The sequence below is a fragment of the Sphingomonas crocodyli genome (assembly GCF_004005865.1).
Lineage (GTDB): Bacteria > Pseudomonadota > Alphaproteobacteria > Sphingomonadales > Sphingomonadaceae > Rhizorhabdus > Rhizorhabdus crocodyli.
Genome location: NZ_SACN01000001.1, coordinates 308,643 through 329,946, shown reverse-complemented (window position 1 = coordinate 329,946; position 21,304 = coordinate 308,643). Strand labels below are relative to the sequence as shown.

Here is a 21,304-nt window from a genome sequence, read left to right as displayed (position 1 = left end):
ACGATTTTCAGCCCGACTTCCCCCAAAGCCCGAAATCGCGCAAGGGGCAGTGATGGCCGTCACCCGTCTCGCGCTGACCGATTTCCGATCGCACGGGCGTCTTCTGATCGAGCCCGGCCCCGGCCTGGTCGTGTTGACCGGCGAAAATGGCGCGGGAAAGACCAACCTGCTCGAGGCCTTGTCGCTGCTCGCCCCCGGCCGCGGCCTGCGCGGCGCGGCGCTGTCGGAAATGGCGCGCACCGGCGGGCCGGGCGGCTTCGCGGTCGCGGCGCGGCTCGACGCCGGCAGCGGCGAACCCATCGACATCGGCACGGGCACCGAAGCGCAGGCGCCCGAACGCCGCGTGGTGCGGATCAACAGCGCGCCCGCCGCCGCCAACACTTTGGCCGAATGGCTGTCGCTCGTCTGGCTGACCCCCGCGATGGACCGGCTGTTCGTCGACACGCCCGGCGGGCGGCGGCGCTTTCTCGACCGGCTCGTCCTCGCGCTCGACCCCGCCCATGCCGCGCACGCCACGCGCTACGAAGCCGCGGTGCGCGATCGCAACCGGCTGTTGAGCGAGGAGACGCCGCCCGACCCCGTCTGGCTCGACGCGCTGGAGGCGGCGATGGCCGAGCATGGCGATGCCGTGGCGCAGGCGCGCGCACGGCTGGTCGCGGCGCTGAACGATCGGATCGCCGCCGAACCCGAAGGGCCGTTCGCGCGGCCCACGCTGGACATCGGCGGGTGGAACGGCAGCGATCTGGCGGTCGAGCTGCGGCAGGGCCGCGGACGCGATCGCGCGGCGGGACGGACGCTCAGCGGCCCGCATCGCAGCGACCTGATCGTCACCCACGCCACCAAGGGCCAGCCTGCCGCGCGCAGCTCGACCGGCGAACAGAAGGCGCTGCTCCTCAGCCTGATCCTCGCCCATGCCGATCTGGTCGCCGAGCGGAAAGGCGCGCGGCCGATCCTGCTGCTCGACGAGGTTGCCGCCCATCTCGATCCCGGCCGTCGCGCGGCCTTATTCGAGCGGCTGGCAGCAGGCGGCGGGCAGATCTGGATGACGGGAACCGAACCGGCATTGTTCGAAGGCGCCGACGCGTGGCGAATGCAGCTTCCCTGATGCCATTTCGCTTTAGTTTTGCGGCGTCTCTTCTTATATAATCGGCATGTCTGAGAACGAACCCCAGAAGACCGAAAACCCCAACAGCTATGGCGCGGACTCGATCAAGGTCCTCAAGGGGCTCGACGCGGTCCGCAAGCGCCCCGGAATGTATATCGGCGATACCGACGACGGATCGGGCCTGCACCACATGGTGTTCGAGGTTTCCGATAATGCGATCGACGAGGCGCTGGCCGGCCATTGCGACCGGATCGTCATCACGCTGAATCCGGACGGCTCGGTCTCCGTGGAAGATAATGGTCGCGGCATCCCGACCGGCATCCATCCTGAAGAAGGCGTTTCGGCGGCCGAGGTCATCATGACCCAGCTGCACGCCGGCGGTAAGTTCGACAACACCAATGATGCCAACGCCTATAAGGTGTCGGGCGGCCTGCACGGCGTGGGCGTGTCGGTGGTGAACGCGCTGAGCGACATCCTCGATCTCACGATATGGCGCGACGGCCAGGAGCATTACATGCAGTTCGCGCGCGGCGACGCGGTCGCACCGCTCAAGGTCGTCGGACCGGCGCCCGAGGGCAAGAAGGGGACCAAGGTCACCTTCCTGCCGAGCGCGGACACGTTCAAGATCACCGAGTTCGATTTCGAGAAGCTCGAGCATCGCTATCGCGAACTCGCCTTCCTCAATTCGGGCGTCCGCCTGTTCCTGACCGACGCGCGCCATGCCGAGCCGCATGAGGTGGAGCTGTTCTACGAAGGCGGCATCGCGGCATTCGTGAAGTGGCTCGATCGCGCCAAGACGGCGCTGATGCCCGATCCGGTCGCGATCACCGGGCAGCGCGACGATGTCGGCATCGACGTCGCGCTGGAATGGAACGACAGCTATTATGAGCAGGTTCTCTGCTTCACCAACAACATCCCGCAGCGCGACGGCGGCACGCACCTGGCGGCGTTCCGCGCGGCGCTGACCCGTACGATCAACAATTATGCGGAAAAGTCGGGCCTCCTGAAGAAGGAGAAGGTGACGCTGACCGGCGACGACATGCGCGAAGGGCTGACCGCGATCGTCTCGGTCAAGTTGCCCGATCCGAAGTTCTCGTCGCAGACCAAGGACAAGCTCGTCTCGTCCGAGGTGCGCCAGCCGCTCGAAAGCCTGATGGCCGACAAGCTGGCCGAATGGCTCGAGGAAAATCCGGCGCATGGCCGGTCGATCGTCCAGAAGGTGATCGACGCTGCCGCCGCGCGCGAAGCCGCCAAGAAGGCGCGCGAACTGACGCGACGCAAAGGCGTGATGGATATCGCCTCGCTGCCCGGCAAGCTGGCCGATTGTCAGGAGCGCGATCCCAGCAAGTGCGAACTCTATCTGGTCGAGGGTGATTCGGCCGGCGGATCCGCCAAGCAGGGCCGCAACCGCGAAAATCAGGCGATCCTGCCGCTGAAGGGCAAGATCCTGAACGTCGAGCGCGCGCGCTTCGATCGCATGCTGTCGTCCAAGGAAGTCGGCACGCTGATCCAGGCGATGGGCACCGGCATCGGCCGCGACGACTTCAACCTGGAAAAGCTGCGCTACCACAAGATCGTCATCATGACGGACGCCGACGTCGACGGCGCGCATATCCGTACCCTGCTGCTGACCTTCTTCTATCGCCACATGCGGCCGATCATCGAGGCGGGGCATCTCTACATCGCCCAGCCGCCGCTGTTCAAAGTCGCCAAGGGCCGGTCCGAAGTGTACCTGAAGGATGCGGCGGCGATGGACGCCTATCTGATCGATGCGGGCCTGGGCGCGATGGTGCTCGAAAGCCCGGCCGGCGCGCGATCGGGCGAGGATCTGCGCGGGCTGGTCGATCATGCCCGCCGCATGGCGACGCTCTTCGCTTATGTGCCGCGCCGTTACAATTTTGCTGTGGTCGAGGCGCTGGCGCTGACCGGTGCGCTCGATCCGGCGCTGCCGGTCGATCAGCGCGCCGCCGTCGCAACGCGCGCCGCCGAATGGCAGGGCCGCGCCGACACCGAGGCGCAGTGGAGTGGCGAAGCGACGACCGAGGGCGGTTACCACTTCAAGCGGCTGTGGCGCGGCGTAACCGATCACCACATCGTCGATGCGGCCTTCGTGGGTTCGACCGAGGCGCGCAAGCTCCACACGCTCGCCGGGGAACAGGCCGAAGCTTATTCCGTGATCGCACGCCTCGTTTCGTCCAAGTCGGCCGAAGTCGCATCGGACGATGACGAGCCGGTCGCGCCCACCAAGGGCACCGTGGTCACGCGCCCGTCCGAACTGCTCGAGGCGATCTTCGCTGCGGGCCGCAAGGGCCTGTCGATCGCGCGCTACAAGGGTCTGGGCGAAATGAACGCCGAACAGCTCTGGGAAACCACGCTCGATCCCGCCAACCGTTCGATGCTGAAGGTCGAAGTCGCGCAGGCCGACATGGCCGACGAGATCTTCACCCGGCTGATGGGCGACGTGGTCGAACCGCGCCGCGAGTTCATCCAGCAGAACGCGCTGTCGGTCGCCAATCTGGACGTTTGATCGTGTCCCCTGAACAATCCTCCCCCGGAGGGGGAGGGGGACCGGCGCAGCCGGTGGAGGGGTATTGGCCGGCAGCGAGGCGCGTGGGGCGAGTACCCCTCTACCACGCCTTCGGCGCGGTCCCCCTCCCCCTCCGGGGGAGGATCTGATGTCGATCCGCATCCTGGTCGATGCCGACGCCTGTCCGGTGAAGGACGAGATCTACAAGGTCGCGTGGCGGCACGAGGTGCCGGTGACGATCGTGAGCAACCAGCATCTGCGCATCCCCGCCCACCCGCTGATCGGGCGGCAGGTGGTGAGCGATGGGTTCGACGCGGCCGACGACTGGATCGCCGAGCAGGCGGACCGAAAAGCCATCGTCGTCACCGCCGACATATTGCTGGCCGATCGGTGCCTGAAGGCGGAGGCGACCGTGCTGTCGCCTGCCGGCAAGCCCTTCACGTTGCAATCGATCGGCGCGCAGGTGGCGACGCGCGCGATCATGGCCGATCTGCGCGCAGGCGCGGTGGGCGATGCGATCGGCGGGCCGGCGCCCTTTTCCAAGGCCGATCGATCGCGCTTCCTGTCCGCGCTGGACGAGGCGATAATCAGGCTGCGGCGGGCGTCCTGACGATCACGTCCTGCAGCTGTAGATAATCCATCTTGCCCAGCGGCACGCCCTTCATCCGCATGATCGCGTAAGCCATTGATGCGTGGAAGAAGAAGTTCGGGAAGACGAAGCTGGCGAGGAAATCCTCGGCCGCGAAGCGCAGTTCGGCCCCCGGCAGCTTGACCAGCACTTCGGTGCCGGCCTTCGCATCGACGGTGGCCGGATCGACCGTGTCGAGATAGTCGATCGTGCGCTGGACGCGCCCGCGCAGTTCGGCGAAGCTCGCTTCGGTGTCCACCATCGACGGCGGCTCACCACCCGTCAGCCGCCCGCCTGCCCCCTTCGCCGCGTCGCTCGCGATCTGATATTGGCGGGTCAGCGGGTGCATGTCGGGCGCCAGCCGCGCATCGAGCAGCTCGCTTTCGGGCAGCCCCTTTTCCGCGCACCAGGCAACGCCCTTGTCGAGACAGGCGATCATGTTGACGAGGCCCCGGCGCAGGACCGGGATCGAGAGAGCGTAGAGCGACATGGAAAGCACCCCTCCGGTGATCTGGATCGGGCGCCATCGGCCACTTCCGGCAGCCTGCTGTCAAGCGTTGAAACCCGTGGCGAATGCGGCCCGTATCCCTATGTTGGGGGCGACACATCAGGAATCTCATGGCCGGCTTCGACCATCTTCTGGAATATGGCGCCTGGGCGATTGCGCTGGGCGCGGGATTCGAGGGCGAAACCGCCGCGATCGCCGGCGGGGTGATGGCGCATCGCGGCGTGCTGACCCCGGTCGAGGCGTGGCTGGCGATCGCGTTCGGCGCGCTTGTGGCCGACGAACTCTTCTTCCTGCTCGGCCGCCGCTTCCGCGACCGCCCCTTCGTTCAGCGCGCACGACAAAAGCCCGCCTTCGCCAAGGCGATCGGCTTCGTCGAACGTTATCCCAACGCCTATGTCCTGCTGTTCCGCTTCCTCTACGGATTGCGGATGGTCAGCCCCATCGCGATCGGCCTCACGCGGATGCGCTGGCGACGGTTCGCGACGCTGAACGTCATCGCGGCCCTGATCTGGTCGGCGATCTTCGTGACGATCGGCTATCTGTTCGGCCCGGCGGTCGATCGGTTGCTCGCCAGCCTTGCGCCCTACAAGACCGAATTGATGATCGCCTTCCCGATTCCGGGCACCTGCTTCCTGATCTGGCTGTGGTGGCGGAAACGACGCGAGAAACGCCGCGCCGCTCTCGTCTCAATCGAAGCGGAAGCCTGAGATCGAGGCTTCGAGCACGCGCTCGCCATAGATATGCGTGCCCGCGCCCGATGCGGCGCCGGCGGCGACCATCATCGGCAGCAGATGCTCCTCACGCGGATGCGCGACGCGGGCGGCGGGGGCGCGACTCCACGCGATCAGGCGGTCGCGACGTTCGGCAGGATTGGCGGCGGTTTCGACCAGCCAGTCGTCGAACAGCTTCGACGGATCGTTCGCCTGCGCGCGGCCATAGAGACGCAGGTCGTGAAAGCTCATCCCCGCACCGATGATCAGCACGCCTTCGTCGCGCAGGGGCGCAAGCGCCGCACCCGCATCGAAGGCCAAGGCGGGATCGAGATCGCGGTCGAGCGACATTTCGACCACCGGTACGTCCGCATCGGGGAAAGCCACCTTCAACGGCACGAACACGCCATGATCGATGCCACGTTCGGGATCGACGCCCGCATCGAACCCCGCCGCGTTCAGCAACGCCGCCGCGCGCGCCGCCAGATCGGGATCGCCGGGCGCGGGATAGGTCAGCTGATAGGTGTGCGGCGGAAAATTGTAATAATCGAAGATCAAGGGCGGCTGCGCAGCGCCCGTGAACTGGAACCCGCGCGTTTCCCAATGGCCCGACACGATCAGGATCGCGCGCGGCCGTTCGGCCAGCGTGCCCGGCAGGTCGCGCAGGAACGCCTCCATCCCCGTCCAGACGCCCTTGGGATCGTCCATGAAGAAACAGGGGCCGCCGCCATGCGGGATGTAGAAAGTGGGCTGTCGCATGACGTTTAGATCGTGACGGGGCCGACTGCTTTCAAGCGTGTCAATTGACTCAGGCGGCCGGCCCGATCGCCCCGTCGATCAGCGTTTTCGCCTTGTCCCCGCTCCAGTCCATCGCACCCAGCACGCGCCACTGCTCCTTGCCCGCCGCGTCGAAGAACACCGTGGTGGGCAGAGTTTCGGTCTGGAACGCCTGCATCAGCACGTTCTGCGGATCGAGATAGGGCTTGAGCGTCCTGAGCTTTTCCTTGGCGAAGAAGGGGCCGACCATCTTCTGCCCCTCCAGATCCTGGCTGACGACGATCAGCTGGAAACGATCGTCGCTGCCCGCCAGTTTTTCCAGCGTCGGCATCTCGGCGATGCACGGGCCGCACCATGTCGCCCACAGATTGACCATCAGCGGCTTGCCGCGGAAAGCGGTCAGCGTGGCGGGGCCACCGCCGGGCGCGACGAACGGAATGGCGGGCATATCCTGCCCACGCTTCGAAATATCGACCTTGCCGACCTGTTCGGGCGGGATGGCTGCTTGCGACTGTTCGGCGGGCTTAGTATCGCAAGCCGCCAGCGAAAGCGCGAGGAGACAGGCGATTACCGGCCGCACCGACGATGCGAATACCATGTGGGGCGGGCGTTTCGCCGAAGGCCCGGCTGCGATCATGCGCGAAATCAACGCCTCTATCCCTTTCGACAAGCGGCTGTGGCGGCAGGACATAGCGGGTTCGAAAGCCCATGTCGCCATGCTGGGGAAACAGGGAATCGTGAGCGCGGCGGATGCCGAGACGATCACCGGCGGCCTCACCACGATCGAGGGCGAATATGCCGAAAAGGGCGTTCCGGTCGATCTGGCGCTCGAAGACATCCACATGGTCACCGAGACGCGGCTAGCCGAGCTGATCGGCCCCGCGGCCGGCCGGCTGCACACCGCGCGCAGCCGCAACGATCAGGTTGCGACCGATTTCAAGCTGTGGGTGCGTGACGCGATCGATTCGGTCGAGGCGGGCCTGAAGGCGCTGCAGACCGCGCTCGTCACCCGCGCGGGCGAACATGCCGCGAGCGTGATGCCGGGCTTCACCCATCTGCAGGTCGCCCAGCCGGTGACGCTCGGCCATCACCTGATGGCCTATTATGAGATGATCGGGCGCGACCGCAGCCGCTTTGCGGACGCGCGCGCGCGGCTGAATCGCTGCCCGCTGGGTTCGGCGGCGCTGGCGGGCACCGGCTTCCCGATCGATCGGGCGATGACGGCGGCGGCGCTTGGCTTCGACGCGCCGACCGACAATTCGCTCGATTCGGTCAGCGACCGCGATTTCGCGCTCGATTATCTGATGGCGGCGACGCAGGCGTCGCTCCACCTGTCGCGGCTGGCCGAGGAATTCATCATCTGGGCGAGCCAGCCTTATGCCTTCGTCTCGCTGCCCGACAGCTATTCGACCGGCAGTTCGATCATGCCGCAGAAGCGCAATCCCGACGCGGCCGAGCTGGTGCGTGGCCATTCGGGGCGGATCGCGGGCTGCATGATGGCGCTGACCATGACGATGAAGGGCCTGCCGCTCGCTTATTCGAAGGACATGCAGGACGATAAGCCGCCGGTGTTCGAGGCGCACGATCTGCTCGCTTTGTCGATCGCGGCGATGACCGGGATGGTCGAAAAGGTCACGTTCAACGCGCCCCGCCTGCGCCAGGCGGCCGAAGCCGGCTTCTCCACCGCGACCGATCTGGCCGACTGGCTGGTCCGCGTGGCCGACGTGCCCTTCCGCGAAGCGCACCACATTACGGGAACGGCCGTTAAGCTTGCGGAGCGCGAAGGGCTGGCCCTCGACAAGCTGCCGATCGAGGCGTTGAAGGCGATCGACGCACGGATCGACGATCGCGTCTATGATGCTTTGTCGGTCGATGCTTCGGTGGCCAGCCGCCGCAGCCACGGCGGCACCGCGCCCGATCAGGTGCGGGCACGAATCGCGGAGGCGAAAGCCGCATTGGGGATCGACGCATGAAGACACGCATCGCCCTGCTGGCCCTGACGGTCGCGCTTGCCGGTTGCGGCCAGCGCGAGGCGCTGAAGCCCGCCGCCGGCCAAAGCCTGCCGCAGAAACCGGCGACGGCCGCCGTTCAGCCGACCGTTCCACAATTGCTGACGCCCAATGTCGACACGCGGCCGCGCCGCACCGACGATCTGCTGACCCGGTCCGAGGAACGCCCCGACGACCGGTTCGATCTGCCCCCTCCCGGCTGAGTTTTCACGATGGACCATTTCGATATCAAGGACGGCGTCCTCCACGCCGAGGATGTGGCGCTGCCCGAAATCGCGGCTGCGGTGGGCACGCCCGTCTATGTCTATTCGACCGCAACGATCGAGCGGCATGCGCGCGTCTTTTTGGACGCGGTGGCCGACGTCGAATCGACGCCCGAAAAGCCGCTGGTCGCCTTTGCGGTGAAATCGAACCCCAATCGCGCGGTTCTGGCGATCCTGACCAAGCTGGGCCTTGGCGCCGACGTGGTGTCGGGTGGCGAGCTGCTGCGCGCACGCGCGGCCGGAATCCCGGCCGATCGCATCGTCTTTTCGGGGGTCGGCAAGACCGCCGACGAGATGAAGCTGGCGCTGCGCGAAGGCATCTACCAGTTCAACGTCGAATCCGAGCCGGAAGCCGAGATGCTGAGCACGGTGGCGATCGAACTGGGAACCACCGCCCCGATCGCCTTCCGCATCAATCCGAACGTCGTCGCCGGCACCCACGCGAAGATTTCGACCGGCGGATCCGAAGACAAATTCGGCGTCGCTTATGATCGGGCGATGGCCGCTTATGCCCGCGCGGCCGAACTGCCCGGCCTGAACGTGCGCGGCGTCGCGGTGCATATCGGCAGCCAGCTGACCAACCTCGATCCCTCACGCGCGGCATTCGAAAAGGTCGGCGCGCTGATCGCGGATCTGCGGGCGGCGGGCCATGATATCGTCACCGCCGATCTGGGCGGCGGCCTAGGCGTCCCCTATGATCCCGCCAAGCCCACGCCCCCCCTGCCCGACGTCTATGGCGCGATGGTGCGCGAAGTGACGGCGGGCTGGAACGTGCGCCTGTTGTTCGAACCGGGCCGGGTGATCGTGGGCAATGCCGGCGTGCTGCTGTCGAAGGTGATCCGCGTGAAGCCGGGCGTCACCGATCCGTTCGTGATCGTCGATGCGGCGATGAACGATCTGATGCGGCCCAGCCTGTACGACGCCTATCACGAGGTACGGAACGTCGAACCCGACGGCAGCCGGATGACCGCGCACATCGTCGGCCCCATTTGCGAATCGGGCGATACCTTCGCCAAGAATCGCGAAATGGACGCAGTGGAGGCCGACGATCTCGTCACCTTCATGACGGCAGGCGCCTATGGCGCAACGATGGCAAATACTTATAATTCCCGCGCATTGACGCCCGAAGTTCTCGTCTCCGGTAACAATTGGGCGCTAGTCCGGGAGAGGCAGCCGATCGAAAGCCTGATCGCGGCAGATAAGCTGCCGCCCTGGTTGTAGGAGTGAGCATGAAGCCCGTTCGCAAGGCCATCTTCCCCGTCGCCGGTTTCGGCACCCGCTTTCTTCCCGCCACAAAAGCCGTTCCCAAGGAAATGCTGCCCGTCGTCGACCGGCCGCTGATCCAATATGCGGTCGACGAGGCGAAGGCCGCGGGGATCGAGCAGATGATCTTCGTGACCGGACGCAACAAGGGCGCGATCGAGGATTATTTCGACCGCGCGTTCGAGATCGAGACCGACCTTGCCGCCAAGGGCAAGCAGAGCTTCATCGACCTGCTCGAAACCACCCGCCTCGCCCCCGGCAAGGCCGCCTTCGTCCGGCAGCAGCAGATGCTGGGCCTGGGCCACGCGGTCGCCTGCGCGCGGTCTTTGGTCGGTGACGAGCCGTTCGCGGTGCTGCTGCCCGACGAGCTTCTGTGGAATCCGGCCTCGCCCTGCCTGACGCAGATGACCGAGACCTATGAGAAGAAGGGCGGCAATGTCGTCGCGGTGCTCGAAGTGCCCGCCGACCAGACCCACAAATATGGCATCGTCGATCCGGGAGCGCAGGATGGCCGCGCGACCGAGATCAAGCGGATGGTGGAAAAGCCCGCGCAGGGCGCCGCGCCGTCCAACCTCGCGCTTGTAGGCCGTTATATCCTGCAGCCCGAAATCTTCGACCTGCTCGACAAGGGCGAGCGTGGCGCGGGCGGCGAGATCCAGCTGACCGACGCGATGGAAAAGCTGATCGGCGTCCAGCCGTTCCACGCCCAGACTTTCGACGGCACCCGCCACGATTGCGGCGACAATGCCGGCTTCATCCAGGCGAACATCGCGCTGGCGCTCGAACGGCCCGAAATCGCCGGTTCGATCCGGGCGTTCATCGCGAACATCTGACGCCGCCTACAAAGTGCGGAAAGTTTCCTATGGGAAACTTTCCGCACTTCAGGATGCTCAGGCGAACTCTTCGGTCGACACCATCGACTGCATCGCCGGCGTGTAGCGGCTGCCCGAGACGGTCGTCTGGTTGATCAGCGCATCGAGTTCGGCGATCCGCGCGGGCGACAAAGCGACGTCCTGCGCGCCCATATTCTCGTCCATATGCGCCGCATTGGTCGTGCCGGGGATGGTGACGATCGCGGGATCGCGCGCCAGCACCCAGGCGATGGCGAGTTGCGCGATCGTGCAGCCCTGATCGGCGGCGACGGCACGGAAGGCATCGAGCAGCGCCAGATTGGCGGCGAGGTTCGGCGCATTGAAGCGCGGCATCGGTCCGCGCATGTCACCCTGTTCATAGGTCGTCGTCGCATCGACAGCGCCCGCCAGGAAGCCACGCCCGACCGGTGAGAAGGACACGAAGGTCACGCCCAGCTCGCGACACGTATCGAGCAGGGCGATCTCCGGATTGCGCGTCCATAGCGAATATTCGGTCTGGATCGCGGCGATCGGATGCGTCGCATGCGCACGGCGCAGCAGGTCCGACGAAATCTCCGACACGCCGATCGAGCGGATCTTGCCCGCCTCGACCCCGCGCGCGAGCGCGCCGATCGACTCCTCGATCGGCACGTTGGGATCGCGCCGGTGGAGATAATAGAGATCGATGTGATCGACACCGAGTCGTTCGAGCGACTGATCGAGCGTCAGGGCGATTCCTTCAGGGGTGCCGTCGATCGCGCGGCCGCCTTCGCGGGTGGCGCCCAGCGCGCATTTGGAGGCCAAAGTGAACTCGTCGCGGCGATGGCGCAGCGCCTTGCCCACCAGCCGTTCGTTCGCGCCCATGCCGTAGGCTGCGGCGGTATCGAGGAAATCATAGCCGATATCGATCGCGTGATTGAGCGCGGCGATCGCGGTCGCTTCATCGGGGCGGCCGCCATAGCCGTGGCTGAAACCCATGCAGCCGAGGCCGATCGGGTTGATCTCGAACTGCCCGATTTTGCGTTTAGCCATTCTCGACTCCGTCGCTAGACAAACCCTGCCCTCCCCTCCTGCACCGCTTGGCAAAATCTGTCACGCGCGTAACAAGGCGATCGATGCACAGCCTGCCGATCTTCGTCGCGCTGAAGGGCCGCCCGGTGATCCTGATCGGCGCCGGCCCGGCCGCCGACGCCAAACGCCGCCTGCTCGAACGCGCGGGCGCCGATATCGTCGATGAAAGCGCCACGGCGGCGCTGGCGATCGTTGCGGATGGCGATGAGGCTGCGGCGGCACGGCTGCGCGCGCGCGGCGTTCTGATCAACGTGACCGACCGGCCGGATCTGTGCGACTTCACTTTGCCCGCGATTGTCGATCGTGATCCGGTGCTGATCGCGATCGGTACCGGCGGAACATCGGCGGGGCTCGCGAAAGTCCTGCGTCAACGGATCGAGGCACTGTTGCCCGCGACATTGGGCAAGCTCGCGACCGCGCTCTACGCCGCCCAGCCCCGCATCCGCGACCGCTGGCCCCAAGCCGACGATCGCCGCCACGCGATCGATGCCGCGCTCGCCGGGCCGCTCGATCCGATCCACGGTAAGGGCGATGTCGATGCATGGCTCGATGCCTCCAAAACGCCCGCCGAAACCGGCCTCATCCGATTGCATCTGCGATCGGACGATCCCGACGATCTGACGTTGCGTGAGGCGCGGCTGCTGGGGCGTGCGGACCGCATCTATCACCGGCCCGAAGCGCCGGCCGCCATCCTGAACCGCGCGCGCGCCGATGCCGAACGCATCGCATGCGCCGCGCCCCCGGACGCGCTTCCGCCGGGCCTGTCGATCGATCTGGAGACTGCATAGTGGGAACCGGCACCTGGCATATCGGCAATCCCCCCAATCTGTGCTGGACCCATCTCGACGGGCGCGATCCGGAATCGGTGACGTGGCTCGACGCGCAGGATCTGCCGCTGACGGCGCGGATGGCGCTGACCGCAGTCGAGACGCGCCCGCGTTGCCAGCCGTTGGAAGAAGGCACGCTGATCAACCTGCGGGGCTTGCGCAAGGTGCAGGACGAGGAGGGCGATGCGCTCGTCTCGATCCGCATCTGGGCCGAGCCGGGGCGCGTCATTTCGGTCAGCTTCCGCCAGCTCGCGGGCCTCGACGAACTGTGTGAGCATGCTCACAAACATGAGTATAAGGATCCGGGCGACCTGATCGCCGCGATCGCGATCATGATCACTAAACAACTCGATCCTGTGGTCGCCGAACTGGGCGACAAGGTCGACGATTGCGAACTCGCCCTCGACGCCGATCGCGTCCACGAGCAGCGCCGCGAGATCACGAAGGCGCGATCCGAGGCGATCAGCTTCCGCCGCTTCATCGTGCCGCAGCGTCAGGCGCTGGAGACGATGAGCACGCTGCAGACCGCCTGGATCGAGGATGACGACCGCATCCACATCCGCGAAGCCGCCGATCGCTTCGCGCGCATGGCCGAGGAACTGGAGGCGGTGCGCGAACGATCGGCGCTGCTCCACGAACAGATCACCGATCTGCGCGCCGAAAAGATCGATCGCCGGTCGCTGGCCATCGCGGTGGTCGCGATGATCTTCCTGCCGCTGACCTTCGTCACCGGGCTGCTGGGCATGAATGTCGACGGCATACCCTATGCCCACCACCCCTACAGTTTCTGGGTGGTGACGGCCTTCTGCGCCTTGGTGGGCATCAGCGTGACCGCCTATTTCGTGATCCGGAACTGGTTCAAGAGCTGATCGGTCCTCCCCCGGAGGGGGAGGTGGCAGTCCGCAGGACTGACGGAGGGGTATTGGCCGGCAGCAATGCGCTTGCGGAGAGCTACCCCTCCACCGGCTGCGCCGGTCCCCCTCCCCCTCCGGGGGAGGATTTTCAGAGCGGCTGCGGGCTCCAGCCCTGCCCTTCGGGAAGCGGCGCGAAGACGGCGTCGAGCATTTCGTCGGTCACCGCCTCGGGCGTCGGCGGGCGCCATTTGGGCTCGCCCGTCTTGTCGATCAGCAGCGCGCGCACGCCTTCGTGGAAATCCTGCGCGACCGCGACACGCGCGGCGAGCGTGTATTCGAGCGCCATTTCGGCCGCGAAATCGGGCACCGCCTTCGCTTCTTTCAGCAGGCGCAGGCTGATCTTGCACGATGACGGCGACTTGTGGCTGAGCGTCGCCAGCTCCTTCGCCGCCCAAGCGGATGAATCATCGGCGAGCGCAGCGAGAATATCCTCGTAACGCGGCAGGCCGAACAGCCGATCGATTCGGTCTCGATTGCCCAATATGCGCGCCGCGGGCGGCTCGACCGAGGCGGCCGCCAGAATCGCGTCGATATCGCCCGGATTGGCGGCGATCGCGGCCTTCACGTCGGCCAACGAGTCCGACGGCAGATAATGGGTCGCGAGGCCGAGCGCCAAACACTCCGCACCGTCCAGCCGCGCGCCGGTGAGTGCGAGGAAGGCGCCGACAGCGCCCGGAAGCTGCGCCAGATACCAGCCACCGCCGACATCGGGGAACAGGCCGATCGTCGTCTCGGGCATCGCAAGCCCAGTATTCTCGGTCGCGATCCGATAGCGTGCGGGGGCGGAAATGCCGACGCCGCCGCCCATCGTCACCCCGTCCATGAACGCCACGATCGGCTTGGGATAGGTGAACATCAGATGGTTCAGCCGATATTCGGTGTGGAAGAAGGCGCGTGCATCGTCCTCGCTGCCTTCGGCCACCAGCCAGCGCACGTCGCCGCCGGCGCAGAAGCCACGGCCTTCGCCATGATCGACGATCACGGTCGTCACCTGAACATCGCCGATCCATTCGACCAGCTGATCGAGCATGGCCTGGCACATTTCGAGGTTGAGCGCGTGGATCGCCTTGGGGCGGGTCAGGCTGATGCGGCCAACGCCGCCTTCGACCGCGAAGCGCACCAGATCGGTCATGCCCTGTCCCCAAAAAGCGCGGTGCCGACGCGGATATGCGTTGCGCCCACCATGATCGCGGTTTCGAAATCGCCCGACATGCCCATGCTGAGCCCGGTCAGCTCATGCCGCTTCGCCAGCTTGGCGAGCAGAGCGAAATAGGGCGCGGGTTCGGTATCGAGCGGCGGCACCGCCATCAGGCCGATCACCGGCAGCCCGGCATCGCGCGCGCGGGCGAGGATGACCGGCAGATCGTCGATCGCGCAGCCGCCCTTCTGATCCTCCGCGCCGATATTGACCTGAATGAAGCAATCGGGGCGCTTGCCCGCCGCATCCATCGCCTTGGCCAGCGCCTCGATCAGCGAAGGGCGGTCGACCGAATGGATCGCATCGAACATCGCCACGGCTTCGCGCGCCTTGTTCGACTGAAGCTGGCCGATCAGGTGCAAGCGCACATTTTCACGCGGCAGGCCGGGCCATTTCTCCTCCGCCTCCTGCACGCGATTTTCGCCGAAGCTCAACTGGCCTTCGTCGATCAGCGGGCGGATCGCCGTGGCGGGCTTCGTCTTCGAAACGGCGATGAGTTCGATGTCGGACGCTTTGCGCCCGGCTATGTCGGCGGTGTGCGCGATGCGCGCGCGGATATCGGCCAACGGGCTGGTGTCGATCGCGATCATGTCGCTGCTATAGGGGGGGTGATGAAGCGCCGCCACCCTTACCCGCAGCTGTGGATGATGACCGACGAGCGGCAGGGCGACGCATTGTTCGCCGCCGTCACGAGAATGCCGCGCGGCGCGGGCGTGATTTTCCGGCATCATGCGACACCGGCCGCAGAGAGGCGTGCGCTGTTCGATCGGCTTCGTACTGTGTGCCGGCGGCGCGGGCTGGTGCTGTTCATCGCGGGCGACGAGGCGTCGGCACGACAGTGGCGCGCCGACGGGAGCCATCACCGCCGCCCCGGACCGCCCCGTCCCGGTACTGCGCCGGCCCATGATCTGCGCGAACTGCGTGCGGCCGAACGATCGGGCGCGGCTTTGATCCTGCTATCCCCGGTTCACGCGACGCGATCGCACCCCGGCGCACCGGCGTTGGGCCCGATGCGGTTCGCAGCGCTTATGCAAGCGACGCGGACGCCAGTGCTGGGCTTAGGCGGCATGAACGCCAAGCGCGGGCGGATCGCGATGCGGCTCGGCGCTTATGGATGGGCGGCGATCGACGCCTGGACCCACTGATCAGAAGCGGAAGGCAGTGCCGATATAGAGCGCCTGGCTGTCGAGGCGCTGATCATTGCCCAGGTCGAGCCGCTCACGCTGCGACTTGTAGCGCAGGCCGCCGGTGACCTCGAGATTCTTGGTCACCGAATAAGAGCCGCCCAGATCGACCGACAGGCTCTGATCGACGCCAGCGATCCGCGTCTGATCGTTCGAAGCGCGTTCGGCGCCGAACAGCAGGCGGGTGCTCCACTTGTTGCCGGTATAGCTGAGGCCCAGATCGGCGATCTCGCGGCTTTCGGCGATCAGGCCGCCATCGACCCGTGCGACATCGCCGGCGAGCGCGAAACGCTTCCAGCCGACCGAAGCGCCCAGGCTGTAGGCCGAGGGTTCGAGGCCCGCGACCGTCGCACTGAGCGGCGCACCGTTGCGCGTGGGGGTGAACTTGGTGTTGCGCGCACGCACCGCGACAGTGACGGCGCGGCGATTGCCGCTGCCCGACGGGGTGAAGCGGAAACCGGCATCGCCCATGTCGAGACCCGCCTGCGCGAGCGAGGCGGCGCGGGCCGGGTTCGATGCGGCGGGGGTGAAGAAGCCGATATTGGCGCGCTTGCGGACGATCTTGACCTTGGCGTCGGCCTGCTTGGACAGGGCCGGCGTAACAGGCGCGAGCAGGAACAGCGACGCAGCCGCAGCGGCGCCAGCCAGTCTTGCTATGATCCCCCTGTTCGTCATCGTCTTAAAAGACTCGCCTGTACGGAAATCGGCTTATCGTTCCGCCGCGCTTAGCACGCGTTTCCGCGCGAATGCCAGCCGCCCGAGTCCGAATTCCGCACCCTGTTGCACATATTCCACAACCCGCGTCCGCGCGCATGGTTGCAGCGTGCAAACGCCCGCGCTCTTGCGGGGGCGGGCGGACCAACTATAACGGCGCGACATCGAGATCCCGAGGACGTTCCGCGCATGAAAATCCAAGCCCGCACCGCGATTGCCATCGCGCTCATCGCTGCCCTTGCCGGCTGCGGCGGCGGCAACAAGAAGGCGCGGGTCGCGTCCGACATCGCGGCGTCGAAGGTCACCACGATCGGCGTCAACGCCTATTTGTGGAAGGCCGCGCTCGAAACCCTGTCGTTCATGCCCATGCTGCAGACCGATTCGAACGGCGGCGTGATCGTGACCGACTGGTATGTGAACCCCAATCAGCCGGCCGAGCGCATGAAGCTGACCGTCACGATCCTCGACGCCGATCTGCGCGCCGATGCGGTGCGCGTGTCGCCGATCCGCCAGGTGCTGCAGAACGGCAACTGGGTCGATGCTTCGGTGCAGGCGGCGACCGCGCAGAAGCTTGAAGACATCATCCTCACCAAGGCGCGCGATCTGCGCCGCGTGACGATCGGGGGCTGATCGCCGCCCCTTCTCTGACGGATTTTCGGAAATATTGATGAACGCGCGTTTCAACCATGTGAAGGCGGACGCGCACTGGCAGCGCGTGTGGGAAGAGCAAGGCAGCTTCCACGCCGACGATACCAGTGCGAAGCCCCGCGCCTATGTGCTCGAGATGTTCCCCTATCCGTCGGGGCGCATCCATATGGGCCACGTCCGCAACTATACGATGGGCGACGTCCTGGCCCGTTTCCGCCGGATGCAGGGGCATGAAGTGCTGCACCCGATGGGGTGGGACGCGTTCGGCATGCCCGCCGAAAATGCGGCGATGGAAAAGAAGGTGCATCCGGGCGACTGGACCCGCGCCAATATCGCGGCGATGCGCGAGCAGCTGAAGCGCCTCGGCTTCGCGCTCGACTGGAGCCGCGAACTGGCGACCTGCGAACCCGATTATTACGGGCAGGAACAGGCGCTGTTCCTCGATCTCTATGCCGCCGGCCTCGTCTATCGCAAGGAATCGGCGGTCAACTGGGATCCGGTCGATATGACCGTGCTGGCCAACGAACAGGTGATCGACGGGCGCGGATGGCGTTCGGGCGCGCTGGTCGAACGGCGCAAGCTGAGCCAGTGGTTCCTCAAGATCACCGATTTCGCCGAAGATCTGCTCGACGGTCTCAAGACACTCGACCAGTGGCCTGAAAAGGTCCGGACGATGCAGGAGAACTGGATCGGCAAGTCGCAGGGCATGCGCTTCCGCTTCGCGCTCGATAAGCCCGTTGGCGACATCGACGGGTTCGAAGTGTTCACCACGCGCCCCGACACGATGTTCGGCGCAAGCTTCTCCGCGATCGCCGCCGATCATCCGATCGCGCAGGCGCTGGCGGCGAACAATCCCGAACTCGCCGCCTTCATCGAGGATTGCAAGCGCACCGGCACCGCCGCTGCCGAGATCGAGACCGCCGAGAAGAAGGGTTTCGACACCGGCCTTTCGGTGACGCATCCGCTCGATCCGACGTGGAAGCTGCCGCTGTTCGTCGCGAACTTCGTGTTGATGGAATATGGCACCGGCGCGGTCTTCGGCTGCCCGGCGCACGACCAGCGCGATCTGGATTTCGCGCGCAAATATGCGCTGCCCGTCACCCGCGTCGTCGCCCCCTCGCCTGAGGAAGCCGACGCGCCGATCCATGACGAGGCCTATGTCGGCCCCGGCAGGATCGTGAACTCGCGCTTCCTGGACGGCCTGTCGGTCGACGAGGCGAAGGCGGCGGTGATTGCGCGCGGCGAAGGCGAAGGCTGGGGCACGGGCACCACCGTGTGTCGCCTGCGCGACTGGGGCGTCTCACGCCAGCGTTACTGGGGCACGCCGATCCCGATCATCCATTGCGAGGCGTGCGGCCCGGTCGCGGTGCCCAAGGCGCAGCTGCCCGTCGTCCTGCCCGAGGATGTCAGCTTCGACATTCCCGGCAACCCGCTGGATCGCCATCCAACGTGGAAGCATGTTGCCTGCCCGTCCTGCAACGCCCCGGCAGTGCGCGAAACCGACACGCTCGACACCTTCGTCGATTCGAGCTGGTATTTCATCCGCTTCGCCAGCCAGCCCGACGATCAGCCGTTCGATCGCGCGATCGCCGAAAAGTGGCTGCCGGTCGGCCAGTATATCGGCGGGGTCGAGCATGCGATCCTCCACCTGCTCTACGCCCGTTTCTGGACGCGCGCGCTGGAGCGGATCGGCAAGATCAGCGTCAAGGAGCCGTTCACCGGCCTGTTCACGCAGGGCATGGTGACGCACCAGAGCTATTTCACCACCGATCCGGCCGGCCATGTCACCTGGTACGAGCCATCGCAGGTCGTGATCGACGGATCGACGGCGACTGAGCGTGACACCGGCATCCCGATCAAGATCGGCCGCATCGAAAAGATGTCGAAGTCGAAGAAGAACACGGTCGATCCGGGCCCGATCGTCGACCAATATGGCGCCGATGCGGTCCGCTGGTTCATGCTGTCCGACAGCCCGCCCGAGCGCGATCTGGAATGGACCGAGAGCGGGATCGAAGGCTGCTGGCGCTTCGTGAACCGGCTGTGGCGCATCACCGAGCCGGGCGAGGCCGCAGAGGGCGAGGACAAGGATCTCGACCGCAAGCTGCACCGCGCGATTGCGGGTATCGCCGCCGATATCGACGCGCTGGGCTTCAACCGGGCGGTCGCGAAGCTCCATGAACTCGCCAATGCGATCGAGAAGGCTTCGCCTTCCGCAAGCCGTGATGCCGCCGCACGCACGCTGATCCGCCTTGTCGCGCCGATGGTGCCGCATCTGGCCGAGGAAGCCTGGGCGCGTCTGGGCGAGAGCGGTCTTGTAGCCGACGCGGCGTGGCCCGAACATGACCCCGCCTTGCTGGTCGACGACGAGGTCACGATCGCGCTACAGGTGAACGGCAAGCTGCGCGATACTTTGGTCGCCCCCAAGGGCACCGATCGCGCCGCGCTGGAGGCGATGGCGATGGCATCGGAAAAGATCGTCCGTTCACTCGACGGGGCCAGCCCGAAGAAGGTGATCGTCGTGCCCGATCGTCTGGTGAATATCGTCGTATGAAGCCGCTTCGTCCGCTCCTGCTCGCCGCAACCCTGAGCACGGGGGCTCTGCTGCTCAGCGCATGCGGGCTGCGGCCGCTTTACGGCACCGGCGAAGCGGGTTCGACCGCATCGGCGCTGAACGCCGTCGAAGTCGGCCCGATCGAGGGGCAGCGCGGCTGGCTGGTGCGCACCGCGCTCAACGATCGGCTTCATCACCGCGATACGACCGCGCTCTACCGGCTCGAAGTCGAACTTGACGATTCGATCACCGGCTTCGGTATTCGGCAGGACAGCGCCGTCACCCGCGAACGGCGGCAGCTGCGCGCGCGCTATCGCCTCGTCGACGTCGGCACGGGCAGCGTGATGCTCGATCAGACCGCGTCGGCCGACGCAGGCATCGACGTCGTCAGCTCCGAATATGCGACGATCGCGGCCGAACAGACTGCGCTCGAACGGCTCAGCACGATGCTCGCCGATCAGATCGTAGCGCGCGTTGCCACCTATCTGCGCCGCCAGGGCGACCGCGCCGCCGCCAGCAGCCAATAAGGTCGCGGCGTGAAGGCCAACGCCGCGCAGATCGCACGCGCGCTCGACGGCGCCGATCCGGCCTATCGGCTGTTCCTGCTCTACGGCCCCGACGAGGCCGGTTCGCGCGATCTGGCCGCGCGCCTGCCAAAGAAACTGGGCGCCGACGCCGAACGCATTGATTTTACGGGCGCGCAGCTCAAGGCGGACCCTGCTCTGCTGGCCGACGAGGCCGCATCGATCTCCCTGTTCGGCGGCGCGCGCTATATCCGCGTCGAGCCTGCGGGCGACGAGATGATCGAGGCGGCCGAAGCCCTTCTGGAGGCGGCCTCCGCCGGCAATCCGGTGGTCGTGATCGCGGGCAATTTGCGCAAGGATTCCAAGCTGGTGAAGCTGGCTCTTGCGCACGATTCGGCGATGGCCTTCGCAAGCTACGCCCCCGAAGGCGTGAAGGCCGATCAGGCGGCGATCGAGATCGCCCGTCCGCTGGGTATCCAGCTGCATCCCGAGGCCGCCCGGCGTATCGCCGCCGCCACGGGTGCCGACCGCGCGCTGATGGCGCGTGAACTCGAAAAGATCGCTCTGTACGTCGATGCCACGCCCGAGGCCCCTCGCCCCGTAGAGCCGCAGGTTCTCGACGCGATCGGCGCTGCGATCGACGAAAGCGACATGTCAGCGGTGATCGACGCCGCACTATCGGGGCAAATCGCCCGCGCAAGCGAGGAACTCGCGCAGATCGGCGATGCGGAGGGCATTCCGCTGATCCGCGGCCTGCTGCGCCGTCTCGCCCAGATTCAGCCGCTGCGCGCCGAGGTTGACAGCGGCAAGACCGTCCAGGCCGCGATGGCATCGGCCGGGCGCGCAATCTTCTGGAAGGATCAGGATCTGCTGGCGGGCATGACGGCGCGCTGGTCCTCCGACGCGATCGCCACCGCCACCCTGCGCCTCGCCGCCGCCGAGCGCGAGCTGAAGCGCAGCGGCACGGCCGGCTTCGCGGCTGTCGGTGAAGAAGTCATCGCGATCGCACGGGCGGCGGCCGCGCGGCGTTAA

The 21,304-nt window shown here is 66.3% G+C and carries 22 protein-coding genes; 15 read left to right on the top strand and 7 right to left on the bottom strand.

Annotation, left to right across the window (positions count from 1 at the left end):
- Positions 1-52 precede the first annotated feature (52 nt).
- The 3 genes from recF (at position 53) to EOD43_RS01685 (ending at position 4,242) form a co-directional block, all read left to right on the top strand.
- Positions 53-1,105, top strand: a complete 1,053-nt coding sequence (gene recF, locus EOD43_RS01695; protein ID WP_127740486.1) for a DNA replication/repair protein RecF — start codon at positions 53-55, stop codon at positions 1,103-1,105.
- Positions 1,106-1,151: 46 nt separating this feature from the next.
- On the top strand, positions 1,152-3,632 hold the full coding sequence (gyrB, locus tag EOD43_RS01690; RefSeq protein ID WP_127740484.1) for a DNA topoisomerase (ATP-hydrolyzing) subunit B: 2,481 nt from the start codon (positions 1,152-1,154) through the stop codon (positions 3,630-3,632).
- Positions 3,633-3,786: 154 nt separating this feature from the next.
- A complete protein-coding gene (locus EOD43_RS01685) occupies positions 3,787-4,242 on the top strand; it encodes a YaiI/YqxD family protein (RefSeq protein ID WP_127744574.1) in 456 nt (151 codons plus the stop codon).
- Here the strand turns inward: EOD43_RS01685 and EOD43_RS01680 are convergent.
- Positions 4,220-4,750, bottom strand: coding sequence for a DUF1993 domain-containing protein (locus EOD43_RS01680; protein ID WP_127740482.1), 531 nt, complete (start codon positions 4,748-4,750; stop codon positions 4,220-4,222). The genes EOD43_RS01685 and EOD43_RS01680 overlap by 23 nt on opposite strands.
- Positions 4,751-4,878: 128 nt before the next feature.
- Here EOD43_RS01680 and EOD43_RS01675 point away from each other — a divergent pair, with 128 nt between their 5' ends.
- On the top strand, positions 4,879-5,475 hold the full coding sequence (locus EOD43_RS01675) for a DedA family protein (protein WP_127740480.1): 597 nt from the start codon (positions 4,879-4,881) through the stop codon (positions 5,473-5,475).
- Here EOD43_RS01675 and EOD43_RS01670 read toward each other — a convergent pair.
- Positions 5,455-6,237: a DODA-type extradiol aromatic ring-opening family dioxygenase gene (locus EOD43_RS01670; protein WP_127740478.1), complete on the bottom strand. Its 783-nt coding sequence runs from the start codon at positions 6,235-6,237 to the stop codon at positions 5,455-5,457. The genes EOD43_RS01675 and EOD43_RS01670 overlap by 21 nt on opposite strands.
- Positions 6,238-6,286: 49 nt before the next feature.
- Positions 6,287-6,892 carry a TlpA family protein disulfide reductase gene (locus EOD43_RS01665; protein WP_240653041.1) on the bottom strand — a complete coding sequence of 202 codons (606 nt, stop codon included), beginning with the start codon at positions 6,890-6,892 and terminating at the stop codon, positions 6,287-6,289.
- Here EOD43_RS01665 and argH point away from each other — a divergent pair.
- From argH to galU, 4 genes are read left to right on the top strand one after another with little or no spacing between them, the layout of a single operon-like run.
- Positions 6,852-8,228 carry an argininosuccinate lyase gene (gene argH / locus EOD43_RS01660; RefSeq protein WP_127740474.1) on the top strand — a complete coding sequence of 459 codons (1,377 nt, stop codon included), beginning with the start codon at positions 6,852-6,854 and terminating at the stop codon, positions 8,226-8,228. The two genes, EOD43_RS01665 and argH, sit on opposite strands and share 41 nt — an antisense overlap.
- Positions 8,225-8,467, top strand: coding sequence for a lipoprotein (locus EOD43_RS01655; protein ID WP_127740472.1), 243 nt, complete (start codon positions 8,225-8,227; stop codon positions 8,465-8,467). The genes argH and EOD43_RS01655 overlap by 4 nt, the downstream gene beginning before the upstream one ends.
- Positions 8,468-8,476: 9 nt before the next feature.
- Positions 8,477-9,748, top strand: a complete 1,272-nt coding sequence (lysA, locus tag EOD43_RS01650) for a diaminopimelate decarboxylase (RefSeq protein WP_127740470.1) — start codon at positions 8,477-8,479, stop codon at positions 9,746-9,748.
- An 8-nt stretch (positions 9,749-9,756) separates the two neighbouring features.
- On the top strand, positions 9,757-10,623 hold the full coding sequence (gene galU / locus EOD43_RS01645) for a UTP--glucose-1-phosphate uridylyltransferase GalU (RefSeq protein WP_127740468.1): 867 nt from the start codon (positions 9,757-9,759) through the stop codon (positions 10,621-10,623).
- A 57-nt stretch (positions 10,624-10,680) separates the two neighbouring features.
- Here the strand turns inward: galU and EOD43_RS01640 are convergent, their stop codons facing one another.
- Positions 10,681-11,673 (bottom strand): aldo/keto reductase, encoded by a 993-nt coding sequence (locus tag EOD43_RS01640; RefSeq protein WP_127740466.1) that lies wholly within the window; start codon positions 11,671-11,673, stop codon positions 10,681-10,683.
- A gap of 83 nt (positions 11,674-11,756) precedes the next feature.
- Here EOD43_RS01640 and EOD43_RS01635 point away from each other — a divergent pair, with 83 nt between their 5' ends.
- Both EOD43_RS01635 and EOD43_RS01630 read left to right on the top strand, forming a co-directional pair.
- Positions 11,757-12,500 (top strand): precorrin-2 dehydrogenase/sirohydrochlorin ferrochelatase family protein, encoded by a 744-nt coding sequence (locus tag EOD43_RS01635; RefSeq protein ID WP_127740464.1) that lies wholly within the window; start codon positions 11,757-11,759, stop codon positions 12,498-12,500.
- A complete protein-coding gene (locus EOD43_RS01630; protein ID WP_240653040.1) occupies positions 12,500-13,408 on the top strand; it encodes a zinc transporter ZntB in 909 nt (302 codons plus the stop codon). Before EOD43_RS01635 ends, EOD43_RS01630 begins: the two co-directional genes overlap by 1 nt.
- A gap of 133 nt (positions 13,409-13,541) precedes the next feature.
- On the opposite strand, the gene EOD43_RS01625 is transcribed toward EOD43_RS01630, so the two are convergent.
- Together EOD43_RS01625 and EOD43_RS01620 are read right to left on the bottom strand one after the other, a co-directional pair.
- Positions 13,542-14,585 (bottom strand): enoyl-CoA hydratase/isomerase family protein, encoded by a 1,044-nt coding sequence (locus tag EOD43_RS01625; RefSeq protein WP_127740460.1) that lies wholly within the window; start codon positions 14,583-14,585, stop codon positions 13,542-13,544.
- Positions 14,582-15,241, bottom strand: a complete 660-nt coding sequence (locus EOD43_RS01620) for a YggS family pyridoxal phosphate-dependent enzyme (RefSeq protein ID WP_127740458.1) — start codon at positions 15,239-15,241, stop codon at positions 14,582-14,584. Before EOD43_RS01620 ends, EOD43_RS01625 begins: the two co-directional genes overlap by 4 nt.
- A 21-nt stretch (positions 15,242-15,262) precedes the next feature.
- Between EOD43_RS01620 and EOD43_RS01615 the strand changes: the two genes are divergently transcribed.
- Positions 15,263-15,796, top strand: coding sequence for a thiamine phosphate synthase (locus EOD43_RS01615; RefSeq protein ID WP_127740456.1), 534 nt, complete (start codon positions 15,263-15,265; stop codon positions 15,794-15,796).
- Here the strand turns inward: EOD43_RS01615 and EOD43_RS01610 are convergent, their stop codons facing one another.
- Positions 15,797-16,510, bottom strand: a complete 714-nt coding sequence (locus EOD43_RS01610; protein ID WP_240653039.1) for a porin — start codon at positions 16,508-16,510, stop codon at positions 15,797-15,799.
- 228 nt (positions 16,511-16,738) lie between these two features.
- Between EOD43_RS01610 and EOD43_RS01605 the strand changes: the two genes are divergently transcribed.
- From EOD43_RS01605 to holA, 4 genes are read left to right on the top strand one after another with little or no spacing between them, the layout of a single operon-like run.
- A complete protein-coding gene (locus EOD43_RS01605) occupies positions 16,739-17,179 on the top strand; it encodes a DUF3576 domain-containing protein (RefSeq protein ID WP_127740454.1) in 441 nt (146 codons plus the stop codon).
- Positions 17,180-17,216: 37 nt separating this feature from the next.
- Positions 17,217-19,748 carry a leucine--tRNA ligase gene (gene leuS, locus EOD43_RS01600; protein WP_127740452.1) on the top strand — a complete coding sequence of 844 codons (2,532 nt, stop codon included), beginning with the start codon at positions 17,217-17,219 and terminating at the stop codon, positions 19,746-19,748.
- Positions 19,745-20,275, top strand: a complete 531-nt coding sequence (gene lptE, locus EOD43_RS01595) for an LPS assembly lipoprotein LptE (RefSeq protein ID WP_127740450.1) — start codon at positions 19,745-19,747, stop codon at positions 20,273-20,275. The genes leuS and lptE overlap by 4 nt, the downstream gene beginning before the upstream one ends.
- 9 nt (positions 20,276-20,284) lie before the next feature.
- Positions 20,285-21,304, top strand: a complete 1,020-nt coding sequence (gene holA, locus EOD43_RS01590; protein WP_127740448.1) for a DNA polymerase III subunit delta — start codon at positions 20,285-20,287, stop codon at positions 21,302-21,304.